At 56.8% G+C, this 17152-nt stretch carries 17 protein-coding genes, 1 tRNA gene and 1 pseudogene; 12 read left to right on the top strand and 7 right to left on the bottom strand.

Annotated elements, in window-relative coordinates; genetic code table 11:
- The 6 genes from ACYQ14_RS03595 to ACYQ14_RS03570 all read left to right on the top strand — a co-directional run bounded on the left by ACYQ14_RS03595 (nt 1) and on the right by ACYQ14_RS03570 (nt 5379).
- The gene (locus ACYQ14_RS03595; RefSeq protein WP_459884890.1) at nt 1-369 is read left to right on the top strand and encodes a DUF3209 family protein; all 369 of its coding nucleotides are present in this window, start codon (nt 1-3) and stop codon (nt 367-369) included.
- A 2-nt stretch (nt 370-371) separates the two neighbouring features.
- Nucleotides 372-1652 (top strand): outer membrane protein assembly factor BamB family protein, encoded by a 1281-nt coding sequence (locus ACYQ14_RS03590; RefSeq protein ID WP_459884888.1) that lies wholly within the window; start codon nt 372-374, stop codon nt 1650-1652.
- A 216-nt stretch (nt 1653-1868) separates the two neighbouring features.
- Nucleotides 1869-2993, top strand: a complete 1125-nt coding sequence (locus tag ACYQ14_RS03585; protein WP_459884886.1) for a hypothetical protein — start codon at nt 1869-1871, stop codon at nt 2991-2993.
- Nucleotides 2990-3505, top strand: a complete 516-nt coding sequence (locus ACYQ14_RS03580) for a hypothetical protein (RefSeq protein WP_459884884.1) — start codon at nt 2990-2992, stop codon at nt 3503-3505. Before ACYQ14_RS03585 ends, ACYQ14_RS03580 begins: the two co-directional genes overlap by 4 nt.
- Before the next feature lie 53 nt (nt 3506-3558).
- Nucleotides 3559-4329: a hypothetical protein gene (locus ACYQ14_RS03575; protein ID WP_459884883.1), complete on the top strand. Its 771-nt coding sequence runs from the start codon at nt 3559-3561 to the stop codon at nt 4327-4329.
- 63 nt (nt 4330-4392) lie between these two features.
- Nucleotides 4393-5379 (top strand): hypothetical protein, encoded by a 987-nt coding sequence (locus ACYQ14_RS03570; protein WP_459884881.1) that lies wholly within the window; start codon nt 4393-4395, stop codon nt 5377-5379.
- A gap of 153 nt (nt 5380-5532) precedes the next feature.
- Here the strand turns inward: ACYQ14_RS03570 and ACYQ14_RS03565 are convergent, their stop codons facing one another.
- Complete coding sequence (locus ACYQ14_RS03565) at nt 5533-5925, bottom strand: hypothetical protein (RefSeq protein WP_459884879.1); 393 nt, start codon at nt 5923-5925, stop codon at nt 5533-5535.
- Nucleotides 5926-6168: 243 nt separating this feature from the next.
- Between ACYQ14_RS03565 and ACYQ14_RS03560 the strand changes: the two genes are divergently transcribed.
- A complete protein-coding gene (locus ACYQ14_RS03560) occupies nt 6169-6927 on the top strand; it encodes an SDR family NAD(P)-dependent oxidoreductase (protein ID WP_283834067.1) in 759 nt (252 codons plus the stop codon).
- Between the two features lie 584 nt (nt 6928-7511).
- A complete protein-coding gene (locus ACYQ14_RS03555; protein ID WP_459884877.1) occupies nt 7512-7688 on the top strand; it encodes an alpha/beta fold hydrolase in 177 nt (58 codons plus the stop codon).
- 114 nt (nt 7689-7802) lie between these two features.
- On the opposite strand, the gene ACYQ14_RS03550 is transcribed toward ACYQ14_RS03555, so the two are convergent.
- On the bottom strand, nt 7803-8600 hold the full coding sequence (locus ACYQ14_RS03550) for an alpha/beta fold hydrolase (protein WP_459884875.1): 798 nt from the start codon (nt 8598-8600) through the stop codon (nt 7803-7805).
- 411 nt (nt 8601-9011) lie between these two features.
- A pseudogene (locus ACYQ14_RS03545) lies at nt 9012-9269 on the bottom strand (IS5/IS1182 family transposase); the annotation flags it as partial.
- A gap of 350 nt (nt 9270-9619) precedes the next feature.
- Here ACYQ14_RS03545 and ACYQ14_RS03540 point away from each other — a divergent pair.
- Nucleotides 9620-10630, top strand: a complete 1011-nt coding sequence (locus tag ACYQ14_RS03540; RefSeq protein WP_459884873.1) for a tyrosine-type recombinase/integrase — start codon at nt 9620-9622, stop codon at nt 10628-10630.
- 42 nt (nt 10631-10672) lie between these two features.
- Here the strand turns inward: ACYQ14_RS03540 and ACYQ14_RS03535 are convergent, their stop codons facing one another.
- From ACYQ14_RS03535 to ACYQ14_RS03525, 3 genes are all read right to left on the bottom strand, one after another.
- The gene (locus ACYQ14_RS03535; RefSeq protein ID WP_459884871.1) at nt 10673-13288 is read right to left on the bottom strand and encodes a PKD domain-containing protein; all 2616 of its coding nucleotides are present in this window, start codon (nt 13286-13288) and stop codon (nt 10673-10675) included.
- Nucleotides 13289-13332: 44 nt separating this feature from the next.
- Nucleotides 13333-14100 carry a PGF-CTERM sorting domain-containing protein gene (locus ACYQ14_RS03530; protein ID WP_459884869.1) on the bottom strand — a complete coding sequence of 256 codons (768 nt, stop codon included), beginning with the start codon at nt 14098-14100 and terminating at the stop codon, nt 13333-13335.
- A gap of 802 nt (nt 14101-14902) precedes the next feature.
- Nucleotides 14903-14977: transfer RNA gene (locus ACYQ14_RS03525), tRNA-Arg, on the bottom strand.
- 153 nt (nt 14978-15130) lie between these two features.
- On the opposite strand from ACYQ14_RS03525, the gene ACYQ14_RS03520 reads away from it, so the two are divergent.
- The 3 genes from ACYQ14_RS03520 (at nt 15131) to ACYQ14_RS03510 (ending at nt 16729) form a co-directional block, all read left to right on the top strand.
- Nucleotides 15131-15310 carry a DUF7511 domain-containing protein gene (locus ACYQ14_RS03520; RefSeq protein WP_459884867.1) on the top strand — a complete coding sequence of 60 codons (180 nt, stop codon included), beginning with the start codon at nt 15131-15133 and terminating at the stop codon, nt 15308-15310.
- A gap of 95 nt (nt 15311-15405) precedes the next feature.
- On the top strand, nt 15406-16257 hold the full coding sequence (locus tag ACYQ14_RS03515) for a geranylgeranylglycerol-phosphate geranylgeranyltransferase (protein ID WP_459884865.1): 852 nt from the start codon (nt 15406-15408) through the stop codon (nt 16255-16257).
- A 61-nt stretch (nt 16258-16318) separates the two neighbouring features.
- Nucleotides 16319-16729, top strand: a complete 411-nt coding sequence (locus ACYQ14_RS03510) for a CoA-binding protein (protein ID WP_283834057.1) — start codon at nt 16319-16321, stop codon at nt 16727-16729.
- An 86-nt stretch (nt 16730-16815) separates the two neighbouring features.
- On the opposite strand, the gene ACYQ14_RS03505 is transcribed toward ACYQ14_RS03510, so the two are convergent.
- Complete coding sequence (locus ACYQ14_RS03505) at nt 16816-17076, bottom strand: hypothetical protein (RefSeq protein WP_459884863.1); 261 nt, start codon at nt 17074-17076, stop codon at nt 16816-16818.
- Nucleotides 17077-17152 lie beyond the last annotated feature (76 nt).

Below are 17152 nucleotides of genomic sequence, written 5' to 3'. Positions count from 1 at the left end.
ATGAGCTGTTACGAAATCGAAGCGCTGAAACTCGGACTGATGAATGTCCTCGGCGTCGGGGACCGACACGCCCGCGAACACGCGGAGAAAGACCTCGAAGGCCACCTCGAGGGGCCGATCGAGGCCCTCACCGAGGCTGAAAGCCTCACCGAACTCGAACGCCATCTGGACGCGGCGCTCGTCGATTTAGAGGAGACGGTCGCGACGATGGACGAGAACGATCCCGAATACAACTATACGCGGGGCCGACTGCTGTCCGTTCGCGACGCCGAACGCGCCGTCCACCGACTAACTGAGCAGGGCGAAAGCATTTTCGAAGGCCTCGAGGATGCCCATGACTTGCTCCACGAGACGTTCCCGGAGGAGTGAGCATGGCGGCAAACGAACAGAAGGGATCGAGGAGCTTCGAAACGCAACCACTGGGAGACATCGAGAGCGCCCGGAGTCGGCACATGTGGACTCGCTCGAGCGTTCACGCGACAGGCTCACTCATCATTGCGGGCGAGTGGGACGGAACCGTCACCGCGTTCGACCGAGAGACGCTCGAGCCGCGGTGGTCGACCGACCACCCCGAACACGCGGTCGGCCTCGAGACGCTCGGCGATTCTCTCATCGTCGCCGGTCGCGGCGAAACCGGGACGATCGTTTCCTACGACCTCGAGACGGGCGAGCGGGAGTGGTCCTACGACACGTGCGAAGACGTCGGAGAGGCTTCGAGGGAGAGTATCTTCTACCTTCCCTACGTCGTCGGCCTCGAGTCGGGTTCGGCAGGAAACGACGAAGGCGCAGTCGCCGATCAGACGGAGCCCGTGCTGTACGCGGCCGCGCGGCGCTACGAACGCGACGGAGAGCACCGCGAATGGCACAGCACCGTCTACGCGTTCGACGCCGACGGAACGGTTCGCTGGCGCTACGAAACCGACGCGTCGCCGATTTCGATCGACCTCGACGACGTGGGAGAGCGACTCGCCGTCGGCTACAACCGGTGTATGGGCGAGCACGACAACGGACTGGTCGTGCTCGAGACCGATACCGGGTCGCCGAGTTGGACCTGGGATCCCGGGACTGAAGGCGACCGACGCGTCGGAGACGTTTCGTTCGACGGCGACCGGATCGCTGTCTCGAGTCACGGCGACAAACGGGGGTACCTTCTGGGATCCGGCGGTGCCGAACTGTGGTGCGTCGACCTCGCGATCGAGACTGAAATCGACGGCGAGACGCTGTACGCCTATCCGAACCACGCCCACGCGAACGACGGCCGCGTCGCGTTCGTGACGGGCAACACCTACGCGGTCGAGAGCCGAGAGACGGAAAATCGCCATCCGAACGAACACCGGATCGCCGCCTTCGACGCCGATGGGAACTCGCTCTGGGATGCGAACGTCGGCGGGTTCATCCACGGCCTCGAGGCGGTCGGCGAGACGATGGTTGCACCCTGCGCCCAGAACTTCCGAGTTCGAGAGCCGGACACACACGGCGTTCGATGCTTCTCTCTCGATGACGGCGAGCAGAGCCTCGAGCAGTTCGAAGGGATCGCGACCGCGGCAACCCTTCAGGAAGGAATTATCGGCGCAATCGAGGAACCTGTCGAATATCACGATGAAGACCGAACGCGAGGGGAGTACGCCCTTCGCGTTGGTTCACTCGAGTAACGACAGTGTGTGGCAAAAATCAGATTCGAGCAGAGTGAATCTACCTGAGGGAGTTCGTCGATCGGAGACAGATTCGTTTCGTCCGCCACGAGTACCCGTTCACGATCTCATTACCTATCGACATCGCTAGATTAAAGCGTTCGTCCGAGTGGCCCCAACGGACGCACACGCAAGGGAAACCACCACAACGATCTTTCTCGTGTATGTTCTCGTATAATGACAGACGGGTTAGCCGGTGATGGCTTCGAGGACCGTCCGGACTCCGGATGCGTCGGTGCCACCTCGAGCCATCACCACGACGAACGACAAACGGCGAGGAGAGTGATGGCCGATGGCGGTCAGGCGGAAGGTTCCCAAGAAGGCGACGAAAACGAAGGATCGGAAACCGATGGAGAGACCGCCGAGTCATCGACTGAGTCAGAAGAGACATCCACAACAGCGGACGACGAATCCGAGGACGGCGGCCAAGAGGACGCACAAGCAGACGAGTCAGACGGTACGGACGGAGAGTCGGACGACGAAGCGACGGCGGAGCCGGGAGACGAGAGCGAAGAGAGTGAGACTGACGACGACGAGGAATCTACTGATGCGGACGACTCCGACGAGGACGCGGGTGGGGATGATTCCGATGAGGGGGACGGAGAGGGGGACGAGGAGGACGAATACCACGTCGAGGACGCCGATGACGTGTACGAAGGCGACGATGCCTCCGGCGTTCTCCACCTCGATCTCGACGGCCTGTTTCTCGATCTGCTCGGCCTCGAGGTCAACCTGAATCCGGTTACGCTCGACGTGTCGGCTCGCCCGGGCAAGAACAACCTGTTGGGGAACCTGCTATCCGCCGTAACGGGGCTCCTCGACGGTCCCAAGGCGATGCTGAGTGGGATTCTCGACAAAGCGAAATCGCTACTCAAAAAACCAAAGGCGCTGCTCGGGTCGTTGCTCGAGAAGCCCAAACAGTATCTCGGTAGCCTCTACGGGAAGGTGACGAAACGGCTCAAAAGCCTGCTCGGGAAGCCGAAGGCCTTTTTCAGTAGTTTGTTCGGCAGTTTATTCGGCACCGGAGATGACGGCGAGCAGGAGGATGATGGCGAGGAGAGCGACGAAGACGAACCGAGCGACGACGAAGCGTCCGGCGGTCGGCTCGCAGCCGCTGGCAAGTGGCTGAAAGAGAAACTCGTCGGTCTCGTTCCCGGTCTCCCCATCGAGGAACTCGTCGCGACGATCGTCAGCGAAATCATCCGGCAACTGGCCGAACAGATCGAACCCCAGAACAGTCAGGACGACTCGAGTGAACAGTCCCAGTCCGAATCACCGGCGCAAGCGGAATCCCAATCATGAGTGAACAATCAATAACCGAGCGAATCGACTACGAGAAAATCACGGAAAACATCGATATTCAGGAACTGCTCGAGGGAACCCAGTGGGAAGGCGAAATCGACGAAGACGAACCACTCGGCGAGGCGCTGGGAAGACAGATCGGTGCGTTCGCCGGACGAAAAATCGGTGAGTCCGTCGGTCGGACGATCGGTGGACTCGTCGTCGAGCAGTTGGTGAGTTCCGACGAGGCGGAGGAAGAAGACGCCGAGGAGGAAGCGGACAATGGGGAGAGCGATGACGAGGATGAAGCTGAAGACGAGGAAAGCGATGACGAGGAAGCCACCGAGGATGAGGAGGAATCCGGAGCGGAGAGCGAAGGCAATGGGGAATCTGAAGACGAGGACGCAGAATCCGAAAGCGAGCAGGAAGACGAGGATGAGAACGAGCAAGAAGACGAGAACCAACAAACGGACGAGGAAACCGGTGACGAGGAAGAGGAAAGTGAGAAAGATCAGGAGTCCGAGGAGGAGTAGCCCGATGGGAGTGAATCACTCAGCCGCGATCGGAAAGTATCGGGGTGGGCCGGATGAGTGACGGTTCGGATCTGAAACAGCTCGTCGCCGACGAAGTCAGCGAACAGATCGACGTTGCCGATCTAATCGGCGACGGATCGCTCGAGGACAGTATCAACGGCGACGAAATCGGGGCATCCGTCGGTCGCGAGTTCGGCGACAGAATCGGCCGCGAACTCGGCGGTGCGATCGGCCGCGAGGTTCACGAAACGATAAGCGAGGGACTCGAGGAAGAAAAAGACCGTTCGGAACTCCGCTCCGAGCTCACGGCCGCGATCAAAGACGCCTTCACCGAAACTCTCGAGGATCTCGAAGCCAGTGATTCTGTGGCCTCACTGGCGAAGGGAATCTCCGAAGGGAGTAGTCTCGAGGATGTCCTCGAGAGCGAGGACGATGAGGACGGCGGGAATGGTGAGGCGGAAGAGATGGATGAGGACGGCGGGAATGGTGAGGCGGAAGAGATGGATGAGGACGATGCAGTTGATGAGAGTGACGATGCAGTTGACGAGGGTGAAGAGGACGGTAAAGTGGCGGACGAGGACTCAACGACCGACGACGAACAGGATAGCGACGAGGGTGATGAACCCGATGCTGGCGACCTCGAGGGGCTTCGCAAAGAGACTCTCGAGCAGTTCCTCGAGATCATGTCGTATTCGGATCTCCAGTCGGTCGCCAAAGACGTCGGCGTGAAAGCCAACCTCAGTCGCGAGGAGATGACCGAACGGATCGTCGAGACCGTGTCCGAATCGGACGACGAGTTTGCGACGGTGTCGAACGGGGGCTAAGTACGGACCTCGGCACGAACCCACGACCAACACGAACCATACTGAAACATCGGGTGAAAAATAATGAGCAACGATATCGGTGACCGCCTCTCGGAACTGCTCTCCTCGTCACGGGACGAACTCGAGGCCGACGACGCTCTCGAGGACGTCCTCGATGTCCCGCTCGAGGAGCTCGGCGAACAGGACGAGCTGATCGAACCGGACGATTCGAGCCCGCTTCTCGAGAACGCCGCGGACGCGCGGGAGATCATCGAGACGAACGATCCGGAAGCGGTTCTCGAGGCGGTCGGGCTCGCCGAACTCCCCGACGGAAGCGAACCAGCATCGATTCCCGAAGCGATCGCGAAGGCTCCCGAAGACGAGCTTCGAAAACTCCACGCGCTGGTCACGCTGGCAACCGTCGCGGATCTCCTCGAGGAGAGCGGGGCCGATAGCGACAGCGATGAGGGCGAAGACGACTGGCGAGCGACACTCGAGGAGAACTTGCACGACCTCCGGCAAACGCTTCAAGCGGGCGGGGACGACAGTCAGCGAGACACTGAATCAGCACCAGATTCTGACGACGAATCAGGTACCGAGGTCGACTCCGAGGACGGGTCGGATGATGAGGTCGACTCAAACGGTGAGTCAGCTGGTGGGGTCGGCTCAGACGGTGAGTCGGATGGGGAGGCCGACTCGAGTGATGAAACCGATTCGGAAGACGAGTCGATGCTCGGGTCGACGCTCGAATCCGTCGCCGGAACCGATGTTGAGGGATTTAGCGACGAACTCGAATCGCTTCAGGATCGACTCGAGGGGCTTCGTGGCGGTGAGACAGACAGCAGCACCGACAAAGACGACGGCGACCGAGAAGTTGACGATGGGGAGGCCGAACGTGAGGAAGCAGACCAGCAGGAAGACGAGGACGGATTACTCGGCGGGGGATTGGTTGGCGACAGTGATGAGGACTCTTCTCCGGGTCGCTCGACGAGGCATTCGACGATGCCCTCCTCGGGTCGGCCGGATATGAACGCCGTCGCTCGGCTGTCGACGATGCCGGATCGGAACTAAGATAATTTCGTCATCTTGAGATTGATATCAACTCAACTCGTCTGCTCACCTCCTGCTCGGCTGTCTCTTCGAGAACATATCGATACTGAGAGACGGAAAGTAGCGGTTAATGGCAATACTACTCGCCATTTTCTGCGAAGTTAGTCCGGAGCCTTACTGGTTTTTGAGCCACGACTCTGCCTCGGCTCGATCGCTGAATATCCGCGATTTGTTCTCGTTGGAGCCGAACTCCTGGACGAGGTTTTCAACGGACATGTTTGCGACGACGCTTTCCGGCTGAATCACCGCGATAGTCGAGAGTGAGGTTTCGAACGCTCGAGGATGCCACTCTTCTTGTGTCCACTCCTGGTCCTCCTGGGTCACGGTCCCGAGATCTCGGAGATCGGCAAGCCAGTTCTCGGCTCGTTTTTCTTCGACTAACTCCAGACCCTTCTCGAGTCCCTCCCGGTATTGGTCACCTTTCGCGAAGTTGTGCCAGTCCATTACGACGGCATCTATCGTTGACTCCCATTCGATCGTCAGCGCATCTGATTCGTAGTAACTCATACTCAAATAGTTGAGTTGAGTTCTACATAAGCGTTCTTGCCAAGTGTCAGGTATACCAACCTGAATTTCACAAACGGCTCAGTGGGGTGTGTTTAGCGCTGTCACTCTCTCCTCTATTGTCATAGCGAATCACTAACTAAGGAAGAAATATCGCCTATATAGACATATCTTATGTGAGTTATTTACATACAACTACGACCGCCAACCAGAATCGCTATCTGTTGTGGGCCGAAGCGATAGTCTATGAAGCTAGTCGAAAATGACGTTGCAGTCATTACGGGTGCAGCATCCGGAATCGGTCGAACGACGGCGAAGGTCTTCGCCAACCACGGGGCGTCGGTCGTGGTCGCGGACGTGGACGAAGAAGGCGGTGCGAAAACAGTGGCCGATATCACAGAGAACGGCGGCGAGGCGACGTTCGTCCGAACGGATATTTCCGATTCCGACGATGCAAAGCGGATGATCGAAACCGCTGTCAGCGAGTACGGCGGATTGGACGTGCTCTTCAACAACGCGGCGATCGAAGGCCCCGTTGCGCGACTCGGAGAGTACGACAACGACGCCTTCGAGCAAGTGATCGACGTCAACCTGAAGGGCGTCTGGTACGGCATGAAATACGGAATCGAAGCAATGCTTGCGGACGACGGCGGCTCGATCATCAGCGCCTCCTCGATCGGCGGCGAAGTCGCCGTTCCCCAGTACAGCGGCTACGGTGCCGCGAAGGCGGCTGTCGGCCAACTGACGAAGTACGCCGCACTCGAGTACGCGGAGGACGGGATCCGCGCGAACGCGGTCGCGCCGGGAATCGTCCGAACCGAGATGATCGAACGGACGGTCGAGGAACACCCCGAAATGGAAGCGCAGTTCCTCGAGACGGAACCGATGCCCGGACTGGCCGACCCCGAGGAGATCGCGAACGCCGTTCTGTTCCTCGGATCGGACATGTCCTCTCGAGTCACGGGAGTTACCCTCCCCGTCGAAGGCGGCTATCTCGCGCAGTAGGCACCTCGATTCCGGTCGAAGTGGGGGCTCCTTTTCTTTCCGAGCGCGCTCGGTGCGGCGGGACTGTATATCGGGCTCGCACTGATCTCGCTCGCGTACTCGGCGGGAACCGCCCCCGACAGTTCTCGGCGGTGACGTCGCGATCGTCGGCGGCTCATCGGAGTTCTCGGCCTTTTCGGGTGTTGTTTCAGGCGTTCCTCGAGCGCCGCCCCAATCGGGAGACGGCGCTGGGGATCGTCGATCGCCACGGGCGACCGGGACGATCTGTAGCGAGACGGCCGGGCTCCCGACTTCGGGGTCGGGCGTCGAAGACGGTCGCGTTCGCGTCGGTTCGGTCGGCTCGATCCCGTATTTCGTCTCGAGGTGACGTTCGAACCACTCCCATTCGTGCGTGAACTGTTCGGTCCCCGTTAAGTTCCAGACGTCGGCGTCTTCGACCGGCGGTCCGGCCCAGTACGACCAGATCATGTTGTAGAGCCACAGCAACACGCTGATTCCGACGAGGTACGCGCCGAAGAACATGATCGAGACGTACTCGACGAGGACGCGAATAACTCGTCCGATACGTTCTAACCACGCCGACCTTGTTATTGTCCGGCAGCGAGAGCCCCCCGCTTTACAAAGACGGGATAGAGGCGCTCAACAAAGCACTCCCGAACAGCCGGATCGTTACCTTCGATGGGCACGCACACGTTGCGATGCTCACCGTGACAGACCGCTTCATCGACGAGGTGCTTGCGTTCACCCGTGAATCGAACTAACGAATCGAGTATTCGTTTCGGCTGCGGTTCGTATACACTCCACCCGAACTGGCAGTTTGACTCAGATTCTATGAACAATCCAACTTGCCGTGATGACTCCAGGGTGCGCATCGCTCACAGCGAGTCTACGAACCGGCCCAGTACTCGATTGAATCGCTCGGGCTCCTCGAACGGCGGGCAGTGGCCACTCGCCTCGAAGGGTTCTACTCTCGCGTTGGGAACGAGTTCCGCGACGTTTCGAACGGCGTCGACTGAGCCTCTCGTTTCGGCGGTGCCGACACAGACCAGCATCGGGACATCCATCTCAGGGAGGACGGATCGATAGTCTCTGGTGTGCGTGTCGAACAGGATGGCGCTCTGGATTGGGGGTGGTGTCCGGGTGATTTCGTCGTACTGTAGCGTTTTCGCTTCAGCCGTGGGTTCGGCGAAGACCTGTTCCGTGAATCGGTCGACGAGACCGAGCTGGTCGGACTGGGCCAGTTCGAGCAGGCTCTGAATGTCCCCTAGCCGAGCGAGCCCGTAGTCGTAGTCGTCCCACTGGAACCGGGTGGCTTCGATGTCGACATTGACCAATCCACGAATGCGGTCAGTGCCAAACTGATCCACGTAGTCCCACGAGACGAATGCACCCATTGACCAACCGACGATGGTGACGTCCTTGAGGTCTAGCTGTTTGACGAACGCGTGGAGATCTCGGGCATATTGAGGGACCGTGTGGCCGAGTTCCGTCTTCTCCGACCGGCCGTGCCCCCTGAAATCGAATGCAATCGTCCGATAGTCGTCCGAGAGCCCGGCCAACTGCGGCTCGAAGAACCGGAGGCCGTGCAACACACCGTGAAGGAACAGGATCGGTTCGCCCTCGCCGCGGTCTTCGTAGTAGAGGTCAGCCCCCTCACACTGGATGTACGGCATCGTTCATACTTCGGACCGTGTATCGATAACGGTTCGTGATGAATACAAACTATATTTCGGTCACGCCAATTTCAGTCGGTCAAGGATCTTCCACAGTGTTTCTCCGCGCACCTCGAAGGTCCATTGCTTGGCAGTCCCGACCGCTGAAAGTAGTACGAGTTCAGGATCAAAGAGGCCATCTAAGACACTGTCAAAGGAAGACACCCACCGGTATCGCATCAAATACTCCGAACGCTCTTCTAAAGCAGATTGTTGGTAGAGAGTCTTCGGGTGGTTTCGGCAGATCGGATAGCGTCTGAAATAGGGATCGATTCGTCGATCAGAGCGGCAATAGAACCGATTTCCTGCCTATTACTGACCAGTCCTTCGGTCACCAACAATCTCCGTAACAAGAGCGATCTCCATGACAAGAGCGTTACACAACGTTGACGGTGCAGGGAATTCGGTGAGGTTGATTGTGTTCCGAATGCGAGACATATCAATAAGTTTGTCGAGGAGTGTTCGATAGGTCGTGTTCTTCCGAACGTTGAGACACAGGAGAACGATGTGCTGATGAAGCGTGTAGCGTTGTTTTGAGAACTTCGAGGAGTATTGAGCCACGGCCCGTTGCGCTAACTGAAATACTTCCTCGACAAATCGGAGCAACCGAGACTTTAGGAGGGTCTGCATCTACTCAAACTACCGACTAAATCTGTAACTCACTACGGATTTCAACAGAGCCGAAAATCTCTAACGATAATCGTACGTCAATCGGCGATCGATTTTCTCGGCTGCAATCAGTTCGGATGTGCGCGGATTTCCGTGACACCGACTTGCTTGTTCGGCCATCGAACGAAAGCAACGAACCGGCGCGTTCGACCGACAACCGCCGTGCTGTCCGGCGATTATTCTACCTCAAATGAATGGGCGCTGCAGGCTCTAGTTCGAGTGTCGAACGAATCGACCTTTGAGGCGTGAGGCGATCGAAATCGGCCGTCTCAAAACGGTGTTTCTGACGGGGGCTCGCGTGGATACGACCAATGAATCTCGACCCCATCAACCCAGACCACGCACTCGAACTGTATTTAGCCGACCGTGAAAACAGTGTAACCCAAGCGACGATCTATTCACATCGTTCACGGTTGAGCCACTTCATCCGGTGGTGCGACGAGGAAGGAATCGAGAACCTGAACGAGCTCTCAGGCCGCCAGCTCCACGAGTTCCGAATCTGGCGGCGTGTCGAAGGTGATCTGGCACCGGCCACCGAGAAGACCCAAATGGACACGTTACGAGTGTTCATCAAGTGGCTGGAATCTATCGATGGTGTCGAACAGGATTTGCACACAAAAGTGCTGTCACCGACGCTGACCGGCAACGACAACATCCGGAGCGTAATGCTGGACGCAGAGCGAGCCAAACAGATCTTGGAACATCTGCGGAAATACGAGTACGCCTCACGACCCCACGTAGCGCTGGAGTTGATGTGGCACACAATGATGCGAGTTGGTGCGATTCATCCGCTCGATTGTACCGACTACGATCCTGCAAACCAGGCTCTCGAAGTAATCCATCGCCCAGAGACAGGGACACCATTGAAGAATGGTGAGACGGGAGAGCGGTTCGTTGCGCTCTCGGAAGACGTCTGTGAGGTACTGGATGACTGGATCAAGTGCCAACGACCAGCAGTCACCGACGAACACGGCCGAGACCCTCTCGTAACAACACCGGAAGGGCGTGCTCACACGACCACCCTTCACGGCGACTGCTATCGATACACCCGACCGTGCGTCCCAACAAGAGAGTGTCCCCATGGGCGTGAAATTGACGAGTGTTCAGCGGCTGACTACGACGGTGCTTCGGAGTGTCCCTCCTCTGTGAGCCCTCACGCCCTCCGACGGGGCGGCATCACACACGCGCTTTCGGAAGACTGGCCGATGAAGGCAGTTGGGGACCGAGCGAACGTCTCCGAGACGGTGCTGGAGATACACTACGATTCTCGCTCGGAAGAAGAGAAGATGGAACAGCGCCGAGAGTACCTCGATGATCTGTAGCTGATCAACTGCTCTCAGAAGCCGATCGGAGTTTGATGGCTGTCACTCCTTTGATGACATACGCCTCACACCAATCATCAGCAGTAAAATGCTAATCACCGCGGGTATCACACCGAAGCCTGGTACTTCGTCGTCGGTTGCTTCGTCGCCGCTCTCACCCTCACCGTCTTGCGCACTACCCACAATAACCTCTAACTCCTGTTCATTTGGTGTATAAGTCACATCTTCATCTCCGACGGGCTGATATCTAATCTGATACGGGATGGTTACTTGCTGTCCATCAAGAGACTCATCTTCGACATTTATGTCCAGTCGCATCGATTCCTGGTGGCCTGGAGCAACAGTTTCAGTTGCGGTTTGTACCGCCGCATCACCTGTAGAGACACCACTAGCAGCAGAGATAGATATGCCGTCAGGTAATTCAGCGGTGATTTCAGCGTCAATCTCACGGTCATTGACCTCGGGGTTTTGAATTGAAAAAGTCAGAATTTCCGTACTACCGTCGAGATCCACTGTTTCAGATGAGGACTGATCAGCGACTCTCGGGAGGGAATTAAACGTATGTGTCGTTACATCCCATTGGACGATATCGGATTTGCCTGCTGCGCCCTCCACTTCGACTTCGACGGTATGCTCACCGATATCTTCGAACTGATGGGCTGTTCGAAGCGTTTTCGAATCCACGTTAGATCTGTTAATAAATGTTCCATCAACATAGAGTACTTTGGTCGCCTCCGGCACCTCTTCACTCTCTAATTCAGATATAAATGACACCGTCTCCCCGGGGTTAACGTCAACTGATCTTGACTCCAGGGAGCTACGCACTAGTTCAAAGTCCGGATTATCAATGATGGCTGCCTCATCTCCGACTCGAAGGTTTTCGTTAATTCGATCGATCTTGCCGCCTGTGTTTTCAACTTCCAACTCAATGTTGTATACACCTGCCTCATCAAACACGATACTGACTTCGCTCCCCGATTCTTGCTGCCTCCCATTTACGAACCAACGGTAGTCCTCAATGGTGAGGTCGGGCGCTGTGGACACTGAACCATCAAACACAATTCGTTCATCTAGACCTGGGTCAGATGGTGAATATTCGAAATCAGCTGTTGGGCCCTCACCTCTAACACTGATATTTTTCACGGTTGAATCACTGCGGTCAAATTCATCGATGACAGTCAGAGTTACCCTGAATTCGCCATAGTTTCCAAATGAGTGAATAACCGATTCACCTGAGCTACTACCATCACCACCGTCCGCAGTTTCGTAACTCCAGTCATAGGTTACAGTATCCCCTGCTGTGATCTCCGAACCAGACGCATCAAATTCAATCTCCTCATTTGGTGCTGGGCTCGGAGATGAAATATCAAAATCAGCGGTAGGGCCGTCACCCCCAACATCAACCGTCTTCGTCACCGAATCAGTCGCGCCGCCGTTGTCAGTAGCTTCCAGCTCAATCTCATACTCTCCAACGCCTTGATACACTCCAATTATAGCTTCACCAGAAGGATAGCTAGCGCCTTCCCAATCTCCCCATGAGCCACTGCTATCTACGTCCCAATCATAACTCGTAATCTCCCCAGCCGGGGCTTCTGACATCGAAGCATCTAATTCAAACTCTTCATCAGGCCCGGGACCGGACGGTGTGATCTCAAACTCCGCTGTTGGTCTTTCCGCGTCCACAGAGACCGTTTTCGTGACAGTATCGGTTGCTCCACCATTGTCAGTAATTTCTAATTCAATGTCGTATTCACCGTAGCTGCTGTACTCTCCGGTGATGGTCTCACCAGAAGGATAGCTAGCGCCTTCCCAATCTCCCCACGAGCCACTGCTATCTACGTCCCAATCATAACTCGTAATCTCCCCAGCCGGGGCTTCTGACATCGAAGCATCCAGTTCAAACTCTTCATCAGGCCCGGGATCGGACGGTGTGATCTCAAACTCCGCTGTTGGTCTTTCCGCGTCCACAGAGACCGTTTTTGTGATGCTGTCAGTTCCACCACCATTATCAGTAATTTCTAATTCAATGTCGTATTCACCGTAGCTGCTGTACTCTCCGGTGATGGTCTCACCAGAAGGATAGCTAGCGCCTTCCCAATCTCCCCACGAGCCACTGCTATCTACGTCCCAATCATAACTCGTAATCTCCCCAGCCGGGGCTTCTGACATTGAAGCATCTAATTCAAACTCTTCATCAGGACCGGGATCGGACGGTGTGATCTCAAACTCCGCTGTTGGTCTTTCCGCGTCCACAGAGACCGTTTTCGTGACAGTATCGGTTGCTCCACCATTGTCAGTAATTTCTAATTCAATGTCGTATTCACCGTAGCTGCTGTACTCTCCAGTGATGGTCTCACCAGAAGGATAGCTAGCGCCTTCCCAATCTCCCCACGAGCCACTGCTCTCTACGTCCCAATCATAACTCGTAATCTCCCCAGCCGGGGCTTCTGACATTGAAGCATCCAGTTCAAACTCTTCATCAGGCCCGGGATCAGACGGTGTGATCTCAAACTCTGCTGTCGGGGATAAGCTAGCGTTTTCAGAAGTGCCCGAAGCGACAGCTCCAACAGAAAGTGTAAGCGTGAGAACCATCAGCAAGAAAACAAGCAATAAAATACGTACACTGTATCGAAGTCCGATACTATCTGTCAACCTCATTGTTTGGGATTGTCCACATACCATTTATGAAAAGTTGAGCGCGACTACTCACCGCCGCCAATCAATTTAGATTTGAGGACGTAAGCAGCCCCGCCAATCCCTGCAAGGGCACCCGGAACGCCGAATCCGGGGACGCTTTCAGCTGTGGTCTCGTCATCATCCTCTGGTTCTTCTGGAGCCGGGTTCGGTTCCTCAACATCGACGGTATGTCTGATGCCACTCTGCTGAACAGATTCTTCGAGATTCCCCTCAAACCAAAGCTCATAGTCTGCGACAACGGTTACACTGTCACCAGCTTCAGCACCCTGCGTGTGAAGCTCGGCACGGATGTCGCGGACTTCTCCGGGGCGTACCTCGAATGTGCCAACTACGAGATCTGAAGTCGCTTGATCCCATTCTGCACCGCCACCCCACTGGAAGCCCGAGTCAGTAAAGCTGAATTCGAGATCAACGATGATAGTACATTCATCGGAAGTCATCTGATCTGGTCGGAAATTGGCCTCAACCACGGCTGGATCCTCGGTCGTGATCCGACTATTTGGCGTGGTCACGCTCGTCCGACTCATACTAGGTGATCCATCACACGTCGTTGATTCTTCCTCCTCTTCGTCGGCCCCTTCTTCCTTCTCTTCGTCGTTGGTCTCAGTCTCATTATCTGCAGTCTCATCATCTGCATCGGTCTCGTTTTCCTGAGCTGAGATTGGTGTCGAGCCAACACTGATAGCAGTTCCTGTAAGCAATCCAGCAACCGAGGTTTGTAATACTCTCCTTCTTAACCAAGGAGTAGTATCCGAACCAGAGTCTTTCGACATGGTATACTTATCAAATTTAGAGTGTTTAAAGTCTGTTGGTACGTCCCCTCAGTGATCACCGGAATATAAATTTAGAATCAGGTGTGGCTGCTAAAAGAAAAACAAAAACGGGTCATCGAATAGTCCGTATAGCATTCGTTTTTAGCTAAGCGAAGAACCACGCGACAGCGACAGCTTATCGAGGCTTCTTTTCGAGAGGAACGAGGAGACGGCAAGTGTACACTAAGACGCCTCCTCACCCGGAATCATGCGTCGGCCCAATACACTGTTTTCCTCCAAGTTCCTCAAAGAGTACGCCGAGAACATCGCGGAAGCGATCAAATCGTCTACTGTGATTGGGTTCTGTGCTGCCGAGTTCGACACTAAGATGAGCAGAGACCGATTTTTTGGCCATGCCACCATCCGTTCTGCGGCAGGAGTGCAAAATAGTTATTAGGCTCTCCAAACTGACTGAAACAGCACCCCGGCAGAGGTTCTCACAGAAAGCTTCACATACTTTTGAGGATTCGGAATAATGCAGAACAAATAGATGGGTTCCAAGAACCGGCGCGGCTAACGTGCCGCAGATCTTCTAGGACAGTTCCGGTATTGGGACTTGTGTCGGTCTGGCTGTCGCCAGTTGTGGCGCGACGGGCCGTCGGGACACAAGGGCGTAGCATCGTGACACCCGCGCGTAGACTGGGATCGTAACGGGAAACCGCGTGTCAGCCCTCCCTCGCTTGTCTATCGAACGAAAGCAACGAACCGGCGCGTTCGACCGACAACCGCCGTGCTGTCCGGCGATTATTCCACCTCAAATGTATGGGCGCTGCAGGATTTGAACCCGCGACGGTTTGGTCCGAAGCCAAGCACTCTGTCCAGACTGAGCTAAGCGCCCTCACCTGTTTGTTCCCGACGGCTCCGTATAAGTTACTCGATTTGAACTGGCCTCGAGCACTCCCCGACCACCCCGAAGTATCGGTAGTTCTCAGTCGGTGAAAATTTTCAGACGGGTCATTAGCGAGGCGTTCGAAGACAGGGACGAGTCATGATGACGAACGAACCCTCCATCCCAGATGCGGATGAGCCCGCCAGCGATGTCCTCGAGTTGTTGACCGACGAAGACGAGACCTGGACCGCAGTACCGGGACGATCCAACGACGACGAGAACGAGGGGCAGTGGATCTCCGTGGCACCCGATTCGCTCTGTGATCTCGAGAATTGGCAATGAGTGGGAGCCATTCCTCGGCGGGCGACCAGTGAGTCGATAGCGACCGGCGAGGCGGTATCGGATTGTTTATCTCCCGGGCCTGACCATCCCGGGATATGACAGCGGCGGAGACGACACGTGGGTTACTCGAGCTAACGCGTCCCGTGAACGTGATCGCGGCCAGCGTGCTCACGTTTATCGGTGCGTTCGTCGCGGGTGGGATGACCGGGGAGCCGATAGCGGTCGCCGCGGCCGTCGGGGCGACCGCATTGGCCGTCGGTGCCGGCAACGCGATAAACGATTACTTCGACAGGGAAATCGACCGGATCAACCAGCCCGAGCGGGCGATTCCGCGCGGCGCGGTGAGCCCGCGCGGAGCGTTGATATTCAGTATCGTGTTGTTCGTGGTCGCGGTCGGGTTAGCGCTGTTGCTCCCGCCGCTCGCGATCGCCATCGCCGGGATAAATCTGCTCGCGTTGGTCGCGTACACGGAAGTGTTCAAGGGGCTACCGGGTATCGGCAACGCGCTCGTCGCTTACCTCGTCGGAAGCACGTTTCTGTTCGGGAGCGCGGCGGTCGGCGATATCGAGTCGGCAATAGTGCTCTTCGTGCTCGCGGCGATCGCGACCCTAACGAGAGAGATCGTCAAAGACGTCGAGGACATCGAGGGTGATCGAGCCGAGGGGCTGAACACGTTGCCGATCGCGGTCGGCGAACGACGGGCATTGCTGATCTCGCTCGGGTTACTCGTAATCGGTATTCTCGCAAGTCCGCTCCCGTATCTGCTGGGATACTTCGGGGTTGCCTACCTCGTCGTCGTAATTCCGGCGGACCTGTTCATGCTTTATGCCGGTGTGAAGAGCTTCGAGGACCCGACGAGCGGCCAATCGTCGCTCAAATACGGAATGTTCCTCGCCGCGTTGGCCTTTATCGTCGGGCGCGCAGACGAGTTGTTGACCGTCTTCTGAAAAAGAGCCGCCCGGACGACAGTCCCACAGACGTTTACTAACGGGGGTTCTACACCGATGTATGCCAGTCGAGACTGACGAAGAACTTCGGACTATTCTCGAGAACGAGTCCATCGCCGTCGTCGGCTGTTCGAGTTCGCCGGGCAAGGCGGCTCACGACGTGCCGGCGTATTTGCTCGAGCACGGCTACGACGTCCACCCGATCAACCCGTTTGCCGAAGAGATATTCGACCGCCCTGTAGCCGATTCGCTGGCCGGCCTCGAGTCGGAAATCGACGTCGTCTGCGTCTTTCGACCGAGCGACGAGGTCGACGGAATCGTCGACGAGGTCCTCGAACGCGATGACGTCGACGCGGTCTGGACGCAGTTAGGAATTAGCGACGACGACGCCGCGGCCCGCGTCGAAGATGCTGGCAGGCAGGTCGTCCAGGACCGGTGTATGAAAGTGGAGCACCGGCGGCTCCTCGAGTAGCTTCGAAATCGATCGTCTCCGCTCAGCGGGAGCAGTGGGATCGGCCGCGGTCCTCGGCGCTCGTGCAGGTAATTTCGGTAGCTGGGTCATTCGCTGCCTTCGTCGTCGCCGTCTGTGCCATCATCGGCTCCACCGTTGTCATCTTCCGCATCATCTCCTGCGCCATCGTCGTCGTTGATCGCGCCGTCGTCGCCTGCTTCGTCCTCCTCGCGCTCTTGGCCGTTTCCAGTCCCTTCTTCGGATTCGGGCTCTTCGTCGCCGCCACAGCCGGCGACGAGCGCCATCGTCGCCGACGCGCCAGTGATTCGGAGTACGGTCCGCCGCGCCCACGTGCGTTCGGTTGCCATACGTCGAGAACATCGCGAGCGCGAATAAGTGACCAGCAGACACTTGCGGGGTGGACCGGCCGGTCGGAGCTGAGCG

This window comes from Halostagnicola bangensis, from assembly GCF_054653435.1.
Note: the sequence above shows the minus strand (reverse complement) of the source record. Positions and strands in the feature narration are given on the sequence as shown.